Annotated in this window: 13 protein-coding genes and 1 pseudogene; 4 read left to right on the forward strand and 10 right to left on the reverse strand. The window is 46.1% G+C overall.

Annotated elements, in window-relative coordinates; all coding sequences use genetic code 11:
- A pseudogene (locus O9334_RS00260) lies at positions 1 to 542 on the forward strand (RNA-guided endonuclease TnpB family protein); the annotation flags it as partial.
- Between the two features lie 587 nt (positions 543 to 1,129).
- On the opposite strand, the gene O9334_RS00265 reads toward O9334_RS00260, so the two are convergent.
- From O9334_RS00265 to O9334_RS00285, 5 genes are read right to left on the reverse strand one after another with little or no spacing between them, the layout of a single operon-like run.
- Positions 1,130 to 3,589 carry an SDR family NAD(P)-dependent oxidoreductase gene (locus O9334_RS00265; RefSeq protein ID WP_242017259.1) on the reverse strand — a complete coding sequence of 820 codons (2,460 nt, stop codon included), beginning with the start codon at positions 3,587 to 3,589 and terminating at the stop codon, positions 1,130 to 1,132.
- A 29-nt stretch (positions 3,590 to 3,618) separates the two neighbouring features.
- Positions 3,619 to 9,531 (reverse strand): type I polyketide synthase, encoded by a 5,913-nt coding sequence (locus O9334_RS00270; RefSeq protein WP_287998293.1) that lies wholly within the window; start codon positions 9,529 to 9,531, stop codon positions 3,619 to 3,621.
- A gap of 23 nt (positions 9,532 to 9,554) precedes the next feature.
- The gene (locus tag O9334_RS00275; protein ID WP_045357535.1) at positions 9,555 to 10,508 is read right to left on the reverse strand and encodes a CobW family GTP-binding protein; all 954 of its coding nucleotides are present in this window, start codon (positions 10,506 to 10,508) and stop codon (positions 9,555 to 9,557) included.
- A gap of 58 nt (positions 10,509 to 10,566) precedes the next feature.
- Complete coding sequence (locus O9334_RS00280) at positions 10,567 to 11,451, reverse strand: class I SAM-dependent methyltransferase (protein ID WP_287998298.1); 885 nt, start codon at positions 11,449 to 11,451, stop codon at positions 10,567 to 10,569.
- A 27-nt stretch (positions 11,452 to 11,478) separates the two neighbouring features.
- Complete coding sequence (locus O9334_RS00285) at positions 11,479 to 12,318, reverse strand: sulfatase-like hydrolase/transferase (RefSeq protein ID WP_190380232.1); 840 nt, start codon at positions 12,316 to 12,318, stop codon at positions 11,479 to 11,481.
- Between the two features lie 296 nt (positions 12,319 to 12,614).
- On the opposite strand from O9334_RS00285, the gene O9334_RS00290 reads away from it, so the two are divergent.
- From O9334_RS00290 to O9334_RS00300, 3 genes are all read left to right on the forward strand, one after another.
- On the forward strand, positions 12,615 to 13,547 hold the full coding sequence (locus tag O9334_RS00290; protein WP_287998302.1) for a tetratricopeptide repeat protein: 933 nt from the start codon (positions 12,615 to 12,617) through the stop codon (positions 13,545 to 13,547).
- Between the two features lie 129 nt (positions 13,548 to 13,676).
- Complete coding sequence (locus O9334_RS00295; protein WP_190380233.1) at positions 13,677 to 14,495, forward strand: hypothetical protein; 819 nt, start codon at positions 13,677 to 13,679, stop codon at positions 14,493 to 14,495.
- An 89-nt stretch (positions 14,496 to 14,584) separates the two neighbouring features.
- The gene (locus O9334_RS00300) at positions 14,585 to 15,688 is read left to right on the forward strand and encodes an aromatic ring-hydroxylating oxygenase subunit alpha (protein ID WP_287998305.1); all 1,104 of its coding nucleotides are present in this window, start codon (positions 14,585 to 14,587) and stop codon (positions 15,686 to 15,688) included.
- Positions 15,689 to 15,914: 226 nt separating this feature from the next.
- Here O9334_RS00300 and ureC read toward each other — a convergent pair whose 3' ends face one another.
- The 5 genes from ureC to O9334_RS00320 all read right to left on the reverse strand — a co-directional run bounded on the left by ureC (position 15,915) and on the right by O9334_RS00320 (position 20,252).
- Positions 15,915 to 17,624: an urease subunit alpha gene (ureC, locus tag O9334_RS00305; RefSeq protein ID WP_045357522.1), complete on the reverse strand. Its 1,710-nt coding sequence runs from the start codon at positions 17,622 to 17,624 to the stop codon at positions 15,915 to 15,917.
- 81 nt (positions 17,625 to 17,705) lie between these two features.
- Positions 17,706 to 18,602 (reverse strand): polyphosphate kinase 2 family protein, encoded by an 897-nt coding sequence (locus O9334_RS00310; RefSeq protein WP_002761380.1) that lies wholly within the window; start codon positions 18,600 to 18,602, stop codon positions 17,706 to 17,708.
- A 178-nt stretch (positions 18,603 to 18,780) separates the two neighbouring features.
- The gene (locus O9334_RS00315; RefSeq protein ID WP_045357516.1) at positions 18,781 to 19,122 is read right to left on the reverse strand and encodes a XisI protein; all 342 of its coding nucleotides are present in this window, start codon (positions 19,120 to 19,122) and stop codon (positions 18,781 to 18,783) included.
- Positions 19,115 to 19,255 carry an element excision factor XisH family protein gene (locus tag O9334_RS22735; RefSeq protein WP_194015211.1) on the reverse strand — a complete coding sequence of 47 codons (141 nt, stop codon included), beginning with the start codon at positions 19,253 to 19,255 and terminating at the stop codon, positions 19,115 to 19,117. The genes O9334_RS00315 and O9334_RS22735 overlap by 8 nt, the downstream gene beginning before the upstream one ends.
- Before the next feature lie 31 nt (positions 19,256 to 19,286).
- Positions 19,287 to 20,252: a hypothetical protein gene (locus O9334_RS00320; RefSeq protein ID WP_045357512.1), complete on the reverse strand. Its 966-nt coding sequence runs from the start codon at positions 20,250 to 20,252 to the stop codon at positions 19,287 to 19,289.
- Positions 20,253 to 20,273 lie beyond the last annotated feature (21 nt).

Genomic DNA, 20,273 nt, shown 5'->3' on the forward strand with positions numbered 1-20,273 from the left:
GAATCAAAGTAGCCAGAATTCACGCTCAAATCACCGATAGCAGAAAAGACCATTTACATAAGCTAACCACTCAATTAGTTCGTGAAAACCAAACGATTGTGGTTGAGAATTTAGCCGTCAAGAATATGGTCAAAAACCCGCAATTATCTCAGGCAATATCTGACGTTAGTTGGGGAGAAATCACCCGACAATTAGCCTATAAATGCCGTTGGTATGGGAGAAACTACATCGAAATAGATAGATGGTTTCCTAGCTCTAAAAGGTGTAGTAATTGTGGGTATATTGTGAAAGAGCTGCCGTTAAATGTTCGAGAATGGGACTGTCCGAACTGTGGGACACACCATGACCGAGATATTAACGCCAGTAAAAATATTTTGGCCGCAGGGCTTGCGGTGTCAGTCTGTGGAGCGACCTGATGACCAGAACAGAGTAAATCTGTTAAGGCAGGTGCGAAAAATCCTTCGGGAAAGAAGCAGAAACCGTTCGGACCTCGGCGTGAGCTCGGTCGAACGCTGAGCTCACGGCCGAAGCCTAAATCGTGAGGTTTGGGAATCACCGTCCGTTTACGGCGGTGAGGATGTCAAGGACGGAGCCAACAATACAGAGCCTGGTTTAAAGCAATACAATACTAAAGTATTACTGGGTACAAACTCCTGAAATCCTTACGCAGATAGGGTTTGAAGTCAAATTTTTCAAATTCGACCTTTCGACCATTATAGCTTGTTTGGGGGCAGAAAATCATCAAAAACTTTGTATGGGCAAAGTCCAGATCTTAACGCTATTGACGCTCCCATCGCGCTCACGCGATGGGTTCTTGGTTCAACAAGTCCACTTACTTTAGATTCCTTGGGTTATCTAAAACAGAGGTGGTTCTTACGCCTGCGCGTTAATTTTCGTGGGATCCCTCTTGCCCCTCCGACATCGGGGGGGCAAGAGGGGGGTGACAAAATTTGCTTGAATTGAAGCATTAGCTTCAAGTATTGTGTTGTCTAGTTCCTGCAAAGATTTTACCTACCTACGAAGCCCAAATCGTGAGGTTTGGGAATCGCGGCCGTAAAACGGACGGCAAGGATGTCAAGAATTGGCTCTTCAATTTTCGGACAGGTCTATTGAGAATCCTTCTGATAAATCAAGAAGGATTCTCAAGGGACTCTCGCCACTGAACATTCAGGCGATTCAGGGCAGCACTACAGGTACTTTCAAGATTTTCCAGGTAAAAGCGGACTTGACCTTGTTCATCAAAGACAGATGCCTCGTAAACAATCATCTGAGCATCACTTCTGACAACTCGAAAAGCTACCCGTAGCCTGCCTGTTAGGGGCGAACTACCATAGCGGATGACTCTGCCTAGCTTGGAAGGCAAAGCACTACTGTCCTGATAGAGCCGAGACCAGACTAAAGCCATTTGTGGTATAGTATCCATAAAGCCTGGGTCGAACAGCCAAGGGGGGACGGCAGTTGCAGAATCTTGCCCTACCCAAGCTGAAGGCTGGCTGGGCTTCACCCAAGCATCAATTCCCTGTTCGTCAATCGCTATAATCTCACTCATCAGTTGAAATCGCTTGCCGTGAAATAGATACTCTAGGTAAGCAAATTGAGGGTCTAGACTCCTGCCTGATTTGAGCTTGACGGGATGAAGAGAGGGAGGAGCTTCTATCTCTGGGCGCAGAATAACAAGAGCGCGATATAGTGGCATCCTAGTCTCAGGCTCTAGGATTTCGGCAGTTACCTGCAAGGTCGTTGCATCTGCGTGACTAGAAGAACGGGCGACGAAGAGAACTTTACGGCTCCCTTCGACGGCCATGGATACTCCCCGCAAGACCCTCAGATCAACGATTTCACAAACTTGCCAGTCGGGCCAGGCAGCTTGGGTAAATTCAGCAATCCATTCCAAGGCCCCGGTTGCCGGCAAAACAGCTTTGCCATCCAAGCAGTGATCTTCAAGATAGGGATCTGCCTCTAGAGAAAAGATGTGTTCCAGAGTCACTTTACTGTCAGGTTGCAGTTGAGGGACAGTAGAAATGAAGGGAAAAGGACGGTTAGCGGGAAGGAGAGCGAGTTTTCCGGCCTCAGCTTCATGGGTTTCCCACGGAGCTTCCCCGGCAATTACTTCTGCTGTTCCCTTATCTCCATAACTCAATTCTTCCTGGAAAAAGCGGCGACCACCGACTAGAGAAATTGGGATTACTCCCCGTTCCCGAAACTGACGCTTCACTTCTTCAGAGGCCATGCCCTTAGTATCCCAGGGTCCCCAATTGATGGCGACTACGCGGGTATTCAACCAGCGCTGGTCAAGCTGCCAGGCCAGACGATTCAAAATTTCATTGGCAGATGCGTAGTCAGATTGCCCACGATTACCGTAGCGACCGGCAACTGAACTGAAGAAAACCAGCCACTTCAAAGACTCTGGACGCAGATAGCGGCTGAGGATCAAGGCACTATCCACTTTCGTATCAAAGACCCGCTCAAAGGAAGCCAGTTCTTTATCGACAATCAATTTGTCCTCAATAATTCCCGCCCCGTGGATGGCAGCATCCAACCGTCCGTAGCGGGAGTAAATGCCTTCAATAACGGCAGCAAAAGCCTGCTCATCCTTCACATCTGCTACTATATACTCCACCTTTGCCCCTGCTTGTCGGAATCGTGCCAAATTAGCCCGAATTTCCCGCTCCCTCAAGATTAACTGGATGTGGCGCTCGATCTCAACGGGGGTGGGCAACTTGCCTTGGGAACGAGCCTGAGCCAGTAGGAATTGACGCAAGCCAGTTACATCTTCAATATGGGCTGTTGCTTCGTTCTCTAGAGGAGCCCGTCCCACCACAATCATCGTCAGGCCAAAGGAGGCTAAATCGCTGGTTACTTCCGCAGTAATGCCGCGAGCGCCGCCTGTAATTAAAACGACCCAATCGGGAGTGGGTGTAAATTTGGCAACAGTTGCCCGGGATGAGAAAGGAGCCGGCTGGGTGCGGAAAGTGGTACGTTGTCCTTGGGGATAGCCAACTTCGATGCGCCCCCCAGGTAATAACAGTTCTGAGACGAGGCATTCTGCCAGCACCTTTGGGGAAAGGTGGGCATCGAGATCTACTGCCTTGGCATGGAGGTTAGGCCACTCAGCTACTAGGGTTTTCAAAAGCCCGTTGCCACAACCGGCAATTGGCAAACTCGTCCCCCAGTTACCATCCCTGCCAAACTGTCCTCCCAAACAGGAAGCCATGAGGACGCGGCCTGGCTGTTGCCCTTTGCGGAGGTCGTCAGCACACAACTGGAGCAGGTAAAACAAGCTCTTAGCCTGTATTTGCGTATATTGCCGCCACTCAGATAGGGTAGTTGGCTCAGCCGCTTGGCTTAAAGCAGCCAAGTGGACAATCCCGGCGACCAGCCCATGTTTTTCCCGTTCCCTGCTGACTGCCTCAGCTAACGCCTTTGGTGTTGGCAAACTAGCTCGCTCAATCAGTGCTACCGCCAGCCCTCTTTGCCGCAGAGACTCTGCCAAGTAGGGAGCGACGCTAAGTTCGTCTTCAGTAATAAGAAAAAGCCCTTGGGGAAGCGGCCACTGACCGGTGGGTAGGGGGTCTGCCTGTGCTTGCATCAGGTAACGTGGAATCGATTCTCCCTGGGCTAGAACTTTCCCAAGCTGTTTTCTGGTTCCACTGTCCCAGACGGTGAGAGGGATAAGACTTGTTGAACAATGCCGTTGAGGGATTTAACCTTGGTCAAATTTTCCATCTGGGACTGCATACCTTCAGCGACAGCAGCGGGCAAACTTTTCTGTATTGCTCCCAAAATTTCCACTCGCTTGATCGAGTCAATTCCTAGTTCTGCTTCCAAATCCTGATCCAAGCCCAACATATCAATTGGGTAGCCAGTGCGTTCACTGACTAATTGCAAGAGAGTTTTGGTCACACTCTCCCGTTCGAGCAGGACAGAGGGGACAACGGCATCGGCAGGGGTTGGCAGATTGGGAGATGCTGCTGCTGGCTGGGGCTTGAGCACTGGCTCTTGCTGCTCAATTGTGGGACTAACCGATGTGGGACTAACGGATATCTGAGGCGGTGCAGCGGGTCGGGAAGGGGGTGGGGAAATTCGGGGGGGTACTGGCGGCGAAGCAGGGGAGAGGTTAGCACTTCCCCCTCCATTGGAGCCAAGGGAAAGTACAGGTTGGGCTGCCGGCCGGCTCCGCTCTGGCATAGCCACCAATCTTGAAGGAGTCATTCCTTCTACCTGACTGGCTTGGAGAAATTGCAGCATTACCTTCTCCTGAAGAGTCAAAAACTGACGCATGGTCTGCTGGTAAGCTTGATAGGCTTGTAAAGCCACCGAGCCAGCAACTGAGGGTTCTTGGCTAGTAGAATAAGTCTGTGGAGTTGCCGGTTGGGAGAGCGGGGGAAAATTTTGTTCAGACATTGTTCGCTCGATTTTGGGTTGCGGATTTGAATTAGTAGGAACTATGGGGTTTAACCCGGTGAGTTGGGAAGGGGAATGGGCATGAGGGGCAGGACTAGGCGGCTTGACTGGCTCAAATCGCTCTATCCCTGAGTCTGGCTTCGCCTCGGTGTTACCGTTTTGCCCTTTTTTGTCTTGTCTGCCTAGGATAGACGTTGCCAAGGACAGGGGGGGGAGCTTGCCGCTATAACTATTGGTAGCTCCTAATGACCTGACACCACCACCGTTAACCAGCCAAGTGGTGGGTGCTAATTGAGAGGGGCTCGTTAGCTCTGCCAGTCGAGATAATTGCAGCTGCTGGACTTGGCGTCCGACAAACAGAGAAAGGAGTTGCACCTCTAGCCCTCTGGTAATTAGAGTCCCTAAGCCCAGCAGAAAGCCTCGCAGTCCTCCCCCTTGCCCATCTAAAGATACGCAAGTATGCTCTTTGTCTCCTAAAATTTGACCGACGAACTTGGTCAGGATGCTTTTTGGACCGACTTCAATAAAGGTGCGAGCGCCAGCTTCATATAAAGCCTGAATTTGACTGACGAACTCTACTGGACGGAGAGCCTGTTGGCTTAACTGGCCACGGATGCCATCGGCATCTGAAGGGTAAGGAAGGGCTGTAGCGTTAGCATAGACAGGAAACTGGGGGGACTCAAAGCAGCCAGAATTTAACTGACGGGTCAACTCTTCCTGAACCTCTGCCAGCAAGGGCGAGTGAAAAGCTCCGGCCACAGGCAGCTTTCTAGCGGTAATGCCGTCCGCGTTCAAACTGTTGATTGCTTGTTCGATCGCTGCTTGTGGTCCGGAAATGACGGACTGAAGGGGAGCATTGTGATTGGCTACCACAACTCCTGGAAAACTGTCAAGATATTGTGCCAATTCCTCGCGGGTGATTTGCACGGCAGCCATAGCTCCCTCAACCCCCTGACAAGCTTGGGACATAATCTGGCCTCTAAGGGCAGAAAGATTGAGAAATTGAGCTTGGGATAGCACACCGGCAGCGTAGAGGGCTGTATATTCGCCATAACTGTGTCCTGCTGCCAAATCTGCCTTAATGCCCAGCTTGGCCAGCAAGGCTAGATAGCCCGATTCCACGGCTCCTAGAGCGGGTTGAGCTACTTGAGTCTGTTTAAGCTGTTGTTCATTGCTAATTTCGGCCGCTTCTGAATAGGCACTGGGGGGATAGATATACTGACTCAGCAATTTTGGGAAGCGATGGCCCAGATGGCTGTCGGCAAATTCCAAAGCTTGGCGCATCTCTTGCCTATAGAGAGCAACTTCCCTGGCCATGCCGGGATATTGCGCCCCCTGCCCCGGAAAGAGAAAAGCAGTGAGAGCTTTTGTCCCAGTGGGGGTGTGGCCTTCGGAGAACTGAATCTCAGGGGGCAGGGGACTGGCAGAATCGCCTGCCAGATAACTAAGAGCCGAGGACAAGCTGGCGACTAACTCTGACAAATTACTGGTCACGATGGCTAGGGTTGCTCCCCTGCCTAGGTGGTTTGTCGCTGTTAAAGCGCAACTGTAGGCCAGATCTCCCAGTCGCGGTTTTGCTCCTCCTTGCAAAGCTGTCAGCAGAGACCGCACTTTTGGCAATAATTCTTGGCGATTCTCGGCAGCCAAGATCACCAATTCCCAAGGCCAGTTATCTCCTCCCACGGCTGGTCTCTGAACTGCTCCCCCATACTCCTCGAGAATGGCATGAAAATTCGTCCCCCCAAAGCCAAAAGCACTGACCGCTCCCCGGCGAGGTTGGTTGGGATTAGTCAGCCAAGGATGATTGTCTTTTAAGAGATAGACCGGGCTTTCTGGCTCCACAATCGGGTCTAAGGGGGTGTCAACCCCAAAGTGAGCGGGTAGGACTTGGTGATGTAGAGAGAGGGCTACTTTCATTAGTCCAACGACCCCAGCGGCACTTTTAGTATGTCCGAGCAAGGTTTTAATGGAGCCAATAGCGCAGGATTTTTGCCCTGCCCCGGAGGCTTGTAGAGAACTGGTAATTGTTTCTAATTCTGCTCGATCGCCGGCCACCGTCCCCGTGCCGTGGGCTTCATAGAGTCCTAGACTAGCGGGAGAAAATCCGGCTTTGTCGTAAGCTCTCTGTAGCGCTCGCTTTTGTCCTGCTGGCAGGGGAGCAGTTAAACCCAAGGCCTTACCGTCGCTGGAACCAGCGACCGCTTTGATAACTGCATAAATTCGGTCTCCATCCCGTTCCGCATCTGCCAGACGCTTGAGAACAACGATGGCAATACCTTCGCTGATGACAATCCCGTCGGCAGCTTTATCGAAGGAGTGGGGTTGACCTTGGGCAGAGAGGGCATGGGTCTTGCTAAAGCAAAAATAAGCAAAAGGGCTTTGCCCTGTGTCAATGCCCCCTGCAATACAGAGATTGCTTCGTCCCGTTTCCAATTCTGTCACTGCTAGGTCAATAGCAGCCAAGGAAGAAGCACAGGCCGCATCAACAGTGAAGTTAGAGCCTCCACAGTTAAAACGGTTGGCAACCCTGCCAGCTGCCACATTCAACAGTAAACCTGGAAAAGTTTCTTCCGTCCATTCTGGTAGACGATCCCAGATCTGTGGGGAGGGATTTTCAACCACCCTCGGCACTTCTGCTCGCGCTGCATACTGCCCGCCCAGATCTCCTATCCCTCCGCCCGCACCCAAGATGACTGAGGTACGTTCTCGGTCGAAATCTCCTCCCCCGTAACCCGCATCTTCTAAGGCTCTTCGCACAGCCTCCAAAGTCAATAGCTGTAGTGGTTCGATGGACTTGAGAGATACGGGAGGAATCCCAAAGCGCAGAGGATCGAAGGGAACCTCATCGATGAAACCACCCCATTTGGAATAGACCTTATCTCGTGTTTGTGGGTCAGCATCGTAGTACAAACGCCAGTCCCAACGGTGAGCGGGAATTTCGCCAATAGCTTTTACCCGGGAGAGGATGTTTTTCCAAAAAGTCTCCGGTGCGTCTGCTTTAGGAACGAGGGTCGCCATGCCAACGATGGCAATATCTGAGGGTCGGGTTGGAGCGGGGACTTTCTCTTCACCTGCTGGGGAAAGAGAAGTCAGGAGTTGGCCGCTGCCTTCAGCTACTTCTTGGTGCAAGCTACTGACGCTGATCACTTGATGGCGCATGGTTGCCACCTGACCGATCATGTACATCCCTTCGCTAACCTGTTGCTCTTGGTTGACCGAGACTATTTGGCCTGTCTCATTGCGCCGCAAACCTTTGGTAGCTATCCGTAACCGTCCTAGAGTCAGGTCTTCCAAAACGTTCTTAATTTCTTCGGCAGAACTGCCCCGGGCTGCCATTTGCCGGCGGGTGTCGTAGAATTCGCGGGCAAATGGGGTGACAGCGCAACGGCTGGCATGGCCCGGTCCGGTTTCTAAGTTGATGGTCGATTGGCAACTGAGGGCTTGGGCTTGAAACTCTGGCAGGATTGCTCCACAAGCCACTGCTTCCTCAGTAAAGAGGTAGGCACTGCCCATTAACACGCCAATTTTCATGCCCCTTACTGCCAAAGGAGTGGCCATGGCACTGATCATAGCGGCCGAGAGAGCGTCATGAATCCCACCGGCGAAGATGGCGTGAATTTGCTGCTCTGCTCCAGCTGGTACTTTCTCTAACAGGGTAGCGATCATGCTTTCCCAGAGGACAAAACTGCTCAGTGGCCCCACGTGTCCTCCGCATTCTCGCCCTTCAAAAATAAACCGCCGCGCCCCCTGTTCGAGGAACATTTTCAGGAGTGCTGGCACGGGAACATGGAGGTAGGTGGCAATTCCTTGGGCTTCCAACCTCGCTGCCTGATCCGGCCTGCCCCCGGCAATCAAGGCAAAAGGCGGCTTAATTTTCTGGACTTCTTGCAGTTGTTCTTCCCTAATTGCCTGTGGAACAAAGCCAAGGATGCCAATACCCCAAGGTAGCTCTCCGAGAAGGGCTTGGGTTTTCTGCAACAGTTCCCCGACCTGTTTTCCCCGCATCAGAGCCAAAGCCAAGAGGGGCAGTCCGCCTGAGCGAGCAACTGCATGGGCAAATTCTGCCGTATCGCTGACTCTAGTCATTGGCCCCTGGACAATAGGATATTTGGTGCCGTGGGAAACTGCCAAGGGAGTTTCCGCTTGTAGAGGTTTTAGCTCCTGGGCTGTCTGCACCTGTTCCTGACTGCCCTTGAGCAGGGCTTGCACAAATTTACCCGTGGTCTGGTAACGCTTGCGGAAATCAGCCGCTAACCCGCTCGCTTGTCCCATTGGCCAAGCTTGAGTAGCAGGATTTTCCCAGCCAATCAGGGAGGTGGCTCGTTGCTGCCAGATCTGGCCAGAAACTGAGGCTTCTTCTTGAATCTCTATCTGTCCCGCCATTTCTTGCAACTTGGCAACGGCAGCAAAACCGGGACGGGACAATACACGACAAGCGCGCCCCAACCTCTCGCCGATGGCGCTCGCTTCTTGCCCGTTTAAGTAACGTAAGTATTCTTGCCATTCTCCAGGAAGAGGAGATTCGGGCATCAGCCATAATTGATCGTCTAAGACGACGCCCGCCGCACCGGCAGCCCGACAGGCGGACGCGGTATGAATACCGATTCCTCCTTGCACATAGATGGGCAGGGAGGAGGTTTTCAATAATTTCTGAGTGAGGATGAAAGCGGGATCTTCCCCTACCCAACCGCCACTTTCCTGTCCTTTGGCTACCAATCCAGCTAGGAAAGGAAACAGAGAAGATAAGAGAGGCAGTTGATTGGCATCGGTTATTTCCAGCAGAATTAGCCGATTTTCCCCAGAAAGAAGCTGTAATTTCTCTCTGAGCGTTTCAGCAGTTGCCTCTTGCCAGCCACTGAGAATCAACCAGTGAGATTCCAGTTCCAATCTGGCTAAAAGTTGGCTGCTCTGCTCGATCTGTGTTAAATTCAGTCTCAGTCCGGCTGCTCTAGGAGCATTTTTTAAAGCTAAAACCTGCTCTAGATTACTAATTGCTCGCTCTAGATTTTCTGGTTGACAAAATTCTCGATCGAGTATCCCGATTCCCCCAGCCCGAATGCTGGCGATGGCTAAACCAGGGTGTTCTAGCTCAATGGGACTCAGAGAAAAGCAGTTGAATTTATCCATCATAACCTCTAATTTTGATTAATTTAACTATCTTGACAAGCCTGTAATTGCTGGATGATAGCTGTTTGCTCTTGTTCTAAGTTGCGACCGATAAAAACCGCTTGCGTTGGCATTTTTCCGCAGATATCGGGGGCCACAACCTGAAAATCAAAACGACCGCAAATAAAATTAAACAGACAGGATGTTGCTCTATCATCTAAATTGAGAATTCCTTTGGCACGGTAAACTTTTGGGGAAAGTTCTCCGAGAAATTGCTTGAATTTATCCAAGTTCACCAATCGTTCTGTCTGATAAGAAAAAGAGGAAAAATCTTGATGGCTGTCGCGGAAACCATGAGCAGATTTGGTTACTTGAGTTTCCAGTAGCTTTGATTGCCTTCTGTAAAGATTAGCTCCTAGGGCGAACAATAATTTGGGATCGATATTGCTGTGAGTAGTTTTAAATAAGGGGGCTCTTTGATTCAATTGACGGAGATGGCTTTCGACTCGCTCAATTTCTAGTTCTGTCACTAAATCTGTCTTATTCAAGATCAGAAAATCTGCCGCCCTTACCTGCTCGTTGAGTACTTCTTCTTCGGCTGCCAACCGCAAAAACTCTGAAGCATCTACTAAGGTGATTACTGAATCGAGAATGACATCGAGATAATGGAGGCGCTGGATCAGGGGAAAGGGATTTGCCAGTCCAGTGGTTTCTATGACTATTAAATCGGGCTTTATTTGTTCTTGAATTTCCCGAAAGGCGTTGTGTAAAGAGAAGATGTCAACACTACAGCAGACGCAACCACTGTTCAATTCTACTACTTTATCTATACTTTCAAATCCTGATACTACTTTACCATCAATTCCCAAGTCGCCAATTTCATTCATGATAATCGCCACGCGCTTCTCTTGAAAGACTTTTTCTAGGGAATTTCTTAAAAGTGTAGTTTTGCCACTGCCTAAAAAGCCGGCGATTGCGTTGCAAGGTGTTTTAAGCATAAACCAATTTTCATAAATATCTAAGGTTATTAATAGTCAAAAATCACCTCTAGAAAGTTCAGTTTTTCACGGCTACTATCTCCAACCAAAGTCGGGGAATTTCTTTGATTTGTAGATTGTTTAAAGTAACTGCCGCCGCTTCTTGCAAAGCTTCACTAGCTATCTCTACCGGATAGCCACTTAAGGCGACTTCAGCAAACCCTGCATAGGCGCCAATGGTTTCCAAACTTCGCTGGGTCAGCATGACAGTACGCTGCTTATCCTGAATAATCTCTAAATGGTGACTATTGAGCAAATCCCGCCATTGAAGTGGAGAGAACCATTCATTGCCAAAAGCTCGATTCCCCTTACCGCGCTTTCTGCGAATGCCTTCTTGACCAGCTTGCTGCAATTGGAGCAGTTTCTCGGAGACGATAGCTAAGGCTTCTTTCATCCATTCAGTATAGATCGATTCTGTTCCCTCGGGATAGGTGCCGATAAAAAAGCAAGAATTAAAGGCAAAAATTCCGCCAGGACGCAAGACTCGACTGATCCTTTGGATTAATTTCTCTTTGTCGGGAAGTAAATGGATGGCATTGCCCATCAGGACGAGATCCATGCTTGCCGGTTCTAAGTCAAAATCATCAGCACTACCGACTTTTAGCAGCACAGCACTTTGCCCGGATTTTAAAGCTGAATTAAGTGCGTCATGGTCTTGAACGAGCATCTTTTTTTCTTTAAATAATTCCCGCGCAATCTCGAGAGATTCTGTCGAAATATCTATGCCAACAATCCCTATCTCTGGTTTGATTTCTAGGAGCAATTCACTGAGAGTTCCTGTACCGCAAGCAAGATCGAGAACCTGGCTGACATTTTCTAAGGGCAAACTGTGTAGAAATTCTCGGTTTGCTTCTAGGTATTCGGGTTGCAGGGAAAATGGTTCATAAGAAGTAATGACTGGCATATAACAATTCCTTGTCTTGGTTTTATTTTAAATTTGGGGACATAATCCTTCTAAGAAGGGAACTTCAAAGCATTTTTCGTGCATCACAGGCCCGTGTCCGAAATAACCGTCTTCTCCAAACAACTCTCCATGATCTGCAGTGACAATAATGTGAGTGTTAGCAGGACATTTACGAAATAGCTCACCTAGCAAACCATCGACATACTCAACACAACGAATTTGCTGTTTGTGTAGCTGCTCCATTTCTGCTGAATTGAAAAATGACTTTTCGGCTTTTTTTTCTGTCTCGGTTTCAGTTTGCAGCAGATCGTCCATTCTCTTAAAAACTCCATGCACTCCAGATATATGGGGCAGTTCATCCTCTTCCAGCATATAAGGATAGTGGGTTTCTCCTAAGTTAAAAAAGTAAAACTGAGGTTGTTCGTCGGGAAATTCTACTTCCTCAACCATTTTGGCAAATTCATTGTGAGTGGGCATTAGTCGATAGTCATCAAAGTACTTATTAATACTCGTAAATTGGTTGAGAACAGGTAGAGAAACTCGGCCAATAGTTTTATAACCTTGGTTTTTTAAGACTTTCGGTAAGGAGAGTTGGGGAATAAAGGTTTTAAAGGACAAGTCTGGGATTCCTAAACGATCTACCCATTTAGCAAATTCTTGTTTATAAACTTCAGAGGCAAACACGCCCCGAGGACTTTTGTGAGGAACCATGCCCATCAACATAGCATAGTGGGAAGGGGATGTCCAAGAAGCATAGCTATACCGGCGTTCAGCCTTACCCAGCCGATCCATATTGGGAGTTGATGCCGCAGAGTAGCTGTCATGACGGCAGCTATCCATAACAATATACATGAGATGGTTAATCATGTGTATCTATATACAAAATGTTCCCCACCAATGTAGTTAAAAAATCCCGCAATGTCAAGAGATAACGGTTAGGCTTACCCTAAGCCTAACCTATTTAGTCGATTGTTGCTTAACAACTGAGATGGCAAATTCTCCTCAAATATGCCTGAATTATGGGTAGGCAACTTACATCACATAAAGTTCATTTTGTTAATAATTGTTAAGATGCGATGACCTTGTTAATCTTGGGTATTGCATTACTCGGAAAAGAAGCGGTATAATCGGAAGGGAAATATTTGATGTGGAGGAATCCTTCAATGTCGTTTACGCCGCAAGTCAAGCGAGTTACCAAGCCTACTCAAAAAAGCTCATCAATTAAAACAGCGTCTCAACTAATGAAGGAAAAGCGCTATGATGAAGCTCGGGAGGCTTTTGAAGAAATCCTTGAAAAAGACCCAGGCTCTAAGCAAGCTCATCTTGGTATAGGCAGCATCTGTTTAAAACAAAAAGATTATGAAGGAGCTTTGATCCACTTCGGGTCGGCGAGGAGAATTGACCCAATGATGGCTAAAGCTGCTCTTGCCGTTGGCAATGTTTACTACAAGCAAAATGAACTGGACTCGGCCATTGAAGCTTTTAAAGATGCCCTTAATATCGACCCTACTACCCCTGCTGGTTATCTGGGGATGGGGAGGGTTTTATTAAAGCAAAAGAAATACCCTCAAGCTAAAGAGCAAGTTCAAAAAGCACTGGTCTTTAACCCTCAGTTAACTCCAGGGCGCTTGCTCATGTCTCAGATTTACCAAGAACAAGGAAATACAAAGGCAGCAATTGATGAAATCGAGTCTGCACTGAGGATGAATCCAACAGCTTGGAGTGCTTATCAAGCCCTAGGAAATATCTACCTAAAACAAAAACAATATAACCTCGCCCGCAAAAATTTTGAAGGTGCTCAGCAATTAAATCCTAAAATTCCTGTCGTTGCCAAAATGGGTTATATAGAGGCTTTAATTGCAAGCAATGCTCTCGATGAAGCAGCAGAGATTTTACGCGATCTGCCGAACAAAAAACCCATAGAAGCCAAAAAACAAAAATTATGGGGGGATCTTTATACTCGTCAAGGATTTACCAAAGAAGCGGCAGAAGCCTATCGAGCAGCCAATTTACTGGCGGCAGAACAAGGAGAGGTCGCCAGCGAACTTTCCACTTTAGATATGCTGATAGAAGAAGATGACGATAAATTAGGATAAATCCTCGAGACCTACAAAGAAAAAGCAACTCAGCAAATTGCCCAAACCCAATTTAGTAAAAATCCCTAAATCCCCAGACAGTATAGTCTTTAAAGACTATACTGTTAGTTCCTGCAAAAAAGCCAAATAATGTTTCTTGATTTTCAGAGAGCTTCTCTCAAAAAACAACAGATATTGATAGCTATTATCGTTACTTTATCTGTCTTTATAGCCGTGTTTCTAGCAATTCATGCCTCGCTCCAACTTCAGCAGCAGTCTAGTAATCTTCTCCCATCCCAACTGCCGTGGCAGATTTTCCTAGCGTTCCTTGTGGCTATTCTTGTAGGAGGATTTACTTTTGCTTTGGAATTAATAACAATTAATCAAATGGAGCGGGGTTTCAATCAGATTCAGCTTGAGTTGAGGGCATTAGGGAGTGGAGATTTTAATCCTTCCACTCATCTAGAGTCACTAGCTTTGCCCAAAGAGATGAGGGAAGTAGGGAGCTATTTCCCTCATCTGAAGTTAGCTCTCTCAACAAGCTTGAGCGAGCTACAACAAAAACTTGAGGAGCAAGGAACAATCCGAGAAAGCTTGCAAGCTGAACTGACGGGACTTGAGAATACTCTTGCAGAGCAGAAGCTCTCCAACGAAGGTTTGCAATCTCGACTAATTCGGATACAACAAGCACTTGAAGAGGCTCTCGAAGAAAATCAAGCACTAGCAAGAAAAGTGAGTCAAAAGAGAGCAGAAGTCGAGCAACCCGAAGGGGAAGTCGGAGATTTTATCGCTCAGATGCAAGGCGAATTTCAACAGGCACCTAAGTCGGTTGCTTCTCTGACTTCCAGTTCCCTAGAAGAGATTGTCCAGTATAAGGAGGAGCTTGAATATCGCATTACTTGGCTGCGGACGCTACTTGAAGATGCAGAAAAAGAACTCAAACTAATTTGTATTACCTATGAATTATAAAAACAAGCTTAATTTTTTCAGACTTGAGAAAGTCCATAAAGATTGAGGTTTATAATTAAAAACTAGAATCTTGAAGAGGAGAATTAACAATGAAAACCCTTGTGCCGATTTCTTGGTATTCCGATCCCGAGATTTTCAAGAAAGAGCAAATAGTTCTCTTTCAAAACCTTTGGAACTTTGTCGGATTGACCACCGATTTAGAAAATCATAATGACTATATTGCTAAAGATCTAGGAGGACAAGCTATTTTTGTCCAGAATTTTCGTGGAGAATTACGAGCGTTTGATAATATCTGTTCCCATCGTTTTAGTAAGATTCATCAAGAGGAAAAGGGGAATGGGCCAGTTAGATGTCCCTACCACGGATGGATTTATGACAGTGCTGGCATCCCGATTAACATTCCCTTACAGTCCCGCTTCGATTTTTCCGATTGTACACCGGAATCTTTCCAATTGAAACAATGGTTAGTTGATACTTGTGGCTCCTTTGTTTTTGTGAAAAAAAATGATGATGGTCTGACCCTCAAAGAGTATTTAGGAGGGATGTATAGTCGGTTATTAGATTTTTCAGAGTCAATGGGTGAGAAAGTTGACTGTCAAGAAATGATCATTAAAGCCAACTGGAAAATTATCGTTGAAAATACTTTAGATAGCTACCACATCTGGGATGTCCATCCCAACTCTCTGGGCAAGTATGGAGCAGTTGATGGGTATTATTGGAATGACGACTTCCATTCGACTTACCTCAGTAAAGCGAAAAAGCTAGATGCAAAAGTCAGAAAGTTTACCACAGCTTTTGCAGATCGAAAACTGAAGATAGATGGCTACCAGCATTATTTGATTTTCCCACTTTTAACCTTGTCCACTCTGTTTGGGATGTCTTTAAATATGCACGTTTTCACGCCTCTTAGTTCTACAGAAACCAAGGTTACCAACTATACCTTTATGGGAAAACTTGATAATGCCAGTCTGGAGAAAATTCTATTTGATATGAGTAGCAAAGCCTCAGCTAACTTAGTTACTCAAGTTTGGGATGAAGACAAACCTGTCTGCGAATCAGTCCAGCTAGGAATGGTTTCAATCGATAACTCAAGGGATTATAAGCAGGGAATTCTTAGCAGTGACGAGCGCCGTCTTCATACTTTTCAACAACCTTATCTTAAGCTGATGAATTTGGTGCCATCCGCTGCCTGAAAAATGTGACATCTTCCCACGTCATACGTCATAATTTTGATTTGGCGTGGGTTTCTTGCTCTTGACTTCGATTTTGAACGTTTTTGGCACAGTTTAAGATCAAATATGATAGTCTCGCCATTATAGTTCTCATTCAAGCAGAAGCCAAGACGGATTTTAACCGCCTATCCTCTTGCCTCCTGCATTCCAAAACGCCAAAAAAATAGGGTTTTAAAAAAACCAGAATTCAAAATAAGAAATAGCGTTGGGCCATGGGTAAAACCGTAGCAGGTTCACAGATTAATAATTCCCCGTCAGCACGCACTTCGTAGGTTTCGGGATTAACTTCCATGCGCGGTAAAGCGTCATTCAGCTTCATACTGGCCTTACTGATATTGCGCGTATTCGACACGGCCACGGCGGTTTTTTTCAGCTTTAACTTCTCAGGAATGCCCGCTTTCATAGCATATTTAGAAACAAATGTCAAGGAAGTTTTGGCGATCGCACCACCAAAAGAGGCAAACATGGGACGCATATAAACCGGTTGGGGTGTGGGAATACTGGCATTAGCGTCGCCCATTTGCGCCCAGGCGATTAAACCGCCTTTCAGGACAATTTCCGGTTTTACGCCAAAAAATGCCGGTTTCCAGAGAACCAAATCGGCTAATTTGCCCACCTCGATGGAACCGACATGATCGGATATACCATGAGTAATAGCAGGATTAATCGTATATTTAGCAATATATCGTCTTGCCCGCAGATTATCATTCTCTCCCGTTTCCCCGGTCAGTCTGCCCCGTTGTACCCGCATTTTGTGGGCAGTTTGCCAAGTGCGGATAATTACTTCTCCCACTCGTCCCATCGCTTGAGAATCGGAGGAAATTATACTAAAAGCCCCTAAATCGTGGAGAATATCCTCGGCGGCAATAGTTTCGCGGCGGATGCGGGATTCAGCAAAAGCCACATCTTCGGGAATACTCCGGTCTAAATGATGACAAACCATCAACATATCGAGGTGTTCCTCTAAGGTATTCGTCGTATAGGGACGGGTGGGATTAGTAGAGGAGGGTAAAACGTTCATTTCCCCGCAAACCCTGATAATATCGGGAGCATGACCACCGCCGGCCCCTTCCGTGTGGTAGGTGTGAATGACGCGATTTTTAAAAGCGGCGATAGTGGCCTCGACAAAACCGGCCTCATTGAGAGTATCCGTATGAATCGCCACCTGCACATCGTACTTATCGGCCACGCTTAAACAGGTATCAATGGCTGCCGGAGTGGTTCCCCAATCTTCATGGAGTTTTAAGCCAATTACCCCCGCTTTTACCTGTTCCGCTAGTCCTTCCGGCTGACTGCTATTGCCTTTACCCAAAAAACCCAAATTCATCGGGAAAGCTTCGGCCGCCTCTAGCATTCGATAGATGTTCCATTCTCCCGGGGTGCAGGTGGTGGCATTAGTTCCCGTCGCAGGTCCGGTCCCGCCACCAATCATTGTGGTAATCCCAGACGCAATCGCTGTCTCAATTTGTTGGGGACAGATAAAATGAATATGGGCATCAATCCCCCCTGCCGTCAAAATCATCCCTTCCCCGGCTAATGCCTCGGTGGCAGGACCGATAATAATATCGACATTATCTTGAATGTGGGGATTGCCCGCTTTACCGATTTTATAAATTTTGCCGTCTTTAATGCCCACATCGGCTTTAACGATGCCCCACCAGTCGAGAATTAAGGCATTAGTAATCACTAGATCTACCGCCCCATCTTCCCTAGAAATGGGGGATTGGCCCATACCATCGCGAATTACTTTACCGCCGCCGAATTTTACCTCATCGCCGTAGCTGGTGAAATCTTTTTCGACTTCGATAAATAATTCCGTGTCTGCTAGGCGAACTTTATCTCCGACGGTGGGGCCGTAGGTTTCTGCATAGGTGCGGCGATCGATGCGATAATTCATAGGGGTAATTCTTGAAAATCGAGATTGATTATACGATCGATTTTCCGGCAATTATCGCTTTTTCGGGATTTTCTTCCATTTTTAATCTGGCTCATTTTCGAGGATTTCTTTGGCTTTCAGTAAAGCTTGGTGATGTTCTTCGGTGACGGTGGGATATTTTAAACCGAGGGATTCGAGGGTGTGATAAATAACCGCCCCCACAGCTAAACGGGTAAACCATTTGCGATCAGCCGGGATAATATACCAGGGGGCCCACTCGGTACTGGTATGATTGAATACCTCCTCGTAGGCTTTCATGTAATCACCCCAAAAAGCTCTTTCTTTGACATCATTTTCGGAAAACTTCCAGTTTTTTTCTGGGCGATCAATTCTTTCCAAAAATCGTTTTTTCTGTTCTCCTTTAGAAACATTGAGAAAGAATTTTAGGACAATAACCCCATTATTAACCAGATATTTTTCAAAATTATTAATCTCCTCAAAACGTCGCTGCCAAACTTTCTTGGTTCTGTCTTCCGGGGGGAGTTTTTGCCGTTCCAATAAATTTTGATGGACGCGCACGACTAATAATTCTTCGTAGTAAGAACGATTAAAAATACCGATACGACCCCGCTCCGGTAAGGCTTTATAATATCGCCAGAGATAATCGTGATCTAGTTCTTCGGCCGAGGGAACTTTAAAGCTAAATACCTGACAGCCTTGGGGATTTAAACCCGACATAACGTGCCTGATCGTACCATCTTTACCCGCCGCATCCATGGCTTGCAGATTAATTAACAGGGCATAGGTATCCTGAGCATAAAGTTTATCTTGAAACTCGGCCATTTTTTCGATCCCCTGTTGCAGCAGCAGCGTGGCATCTTCTTTGGTAATGTAGTCTGGCTTAAACCCGGGATCGTAGTCTTTGTGCAGAGAAATTTCTTTACCCGGTGGCACGATTAAGGATTGTAAAAATGCTTGGCGATCAATTTTGCTGACCATGCTCTTCTCCTTGATTGTTTTGAACCCTAAGATTACATTGTAGCACTTTTGCTCGGAAAATATCTAAACCTTGAACTGGCGAGCCAAAGATGAAGTGACAGAAATGACTTGGAAACAAGTATATTTAAATATTCGATTTTAGCTACTCCTCATCTGACGAGAAAGTAAAGAATAATTTTTAGGCGATCGCAAATTCGGTAAACTGACGCACTTCGGGAGGTTGAAAAGCTAAAACTATCTCACTGCTGGGAATTCCTACGCGCATTAATTCCGTGGCGATACCTGCTTCTGTCCAATCTTCTTCAATATAAATTTTGTCATTTTTTAGACGAAGATAAACGGAAATCGCTTTAATTCGTTTGCCATTTTTCCAGCCAATATTAAACCAAAGATATTGGCTTCTATTATCGTCAAACATCAATATTTCTTCTGTGTCTTGATCGGGTACTTGTGAGGAAATTTCTGCATATTCTGTGAGAATTTTCTTGATTATGTTTTGATAATAATTTAGTTTATCCATTGGACGATTCCTCCTGATTAGTGTCAACAATTAACAATAAAATTTGATACTTTTGCAAGATTATTTGTATGGCAGCTTGAGCGAAAAACTTTTCGTAGATTTCTTGTCCGATTAAAAAAATAAAGAAATTAATACATACAAGATATTTATTACAATTTCAACAATTAATCTCGAAAATTGTCCGAACCACAGGTAAGACATGTACCATCATCAGGATCTATGACATTACCCAGACAATCTTCAGCTGTGCAATCTTCCCGCAATACTTCATAAGATTCATTACATACAAGGCAATAAATAGTGTTGCTAGTTGGTTCATTAGGTATTAGTTGAGCTAATCTTGGAATCTGTTCGTCTTCGTAATCTTCCCTAAAACCACTATAACAACTAGGACAGAAATAACGTCTTGTTTTTTTATTAAAATTAAAATATTTATTATTTTCTGAAGGTGTTAATAAATCAATTACAAGGTTTATTTCTAAAGCCAGCCAATTATAGAATTCTCTGGTTTCAGGGCTATATAGAACAGATTCAGGTACATTTTGAATGAATTGTCCTCGAATTTTTATCCACGAGTTTGGCTCTATCAAATAATGACAAATTTCTATAATTTCAACAAACAGCTCTTTAGTTTTTATATATAATTCAGGATCTACAGTGTGCATAATTATATTTCGCTTGCTTCTCAAATCTTCAAATCTTTGTCGAAAGTTATCTGGTAATCGATCAGTCGATACGGTATTATAAACTTTGACTAAATCCTGTGCATCAATTGTTTTAAATTCACTAAAACGGATATTGCGCTCATGAGATTTACTGGGATAATTACTCGGATCTCCTGAAATTAGTAAATACGGGCTAACTGTAGCAATATGACCTTTTAAGAGAAATTCGGTTCCTTGTTGAATAAGGGAAAGGGCTGTACTCAATGGACGTTGTGCTTGTTTCCAATATTGCTCAGATGACAATTGATCGATTACTTCTTCATTCTCATCGCTATAATACACATTATAAAAATATTCCGCATCCTTAAGTGTTGTAGATAAACTTATCAGCGTATCCCAAGCCAGATTTAAAAAATCAATGCCAGCGGATTTAAAATCATCTCCAGTCGGTACATCTATAATCATAATTTTTCGTACTCACTTTTA

The sequence above is a fragment of the Microcystis sp. LE19-8.1F genome, from assembly GCF_027531715.1.
Taxonomy (GTDB): domain Bacteria; phylum Cyanobacteriota; class Cyanobacteriia; order Cyanobacteriales; family Microcystaceae; genus Microcystis; species Microcystis wesenbergii_A.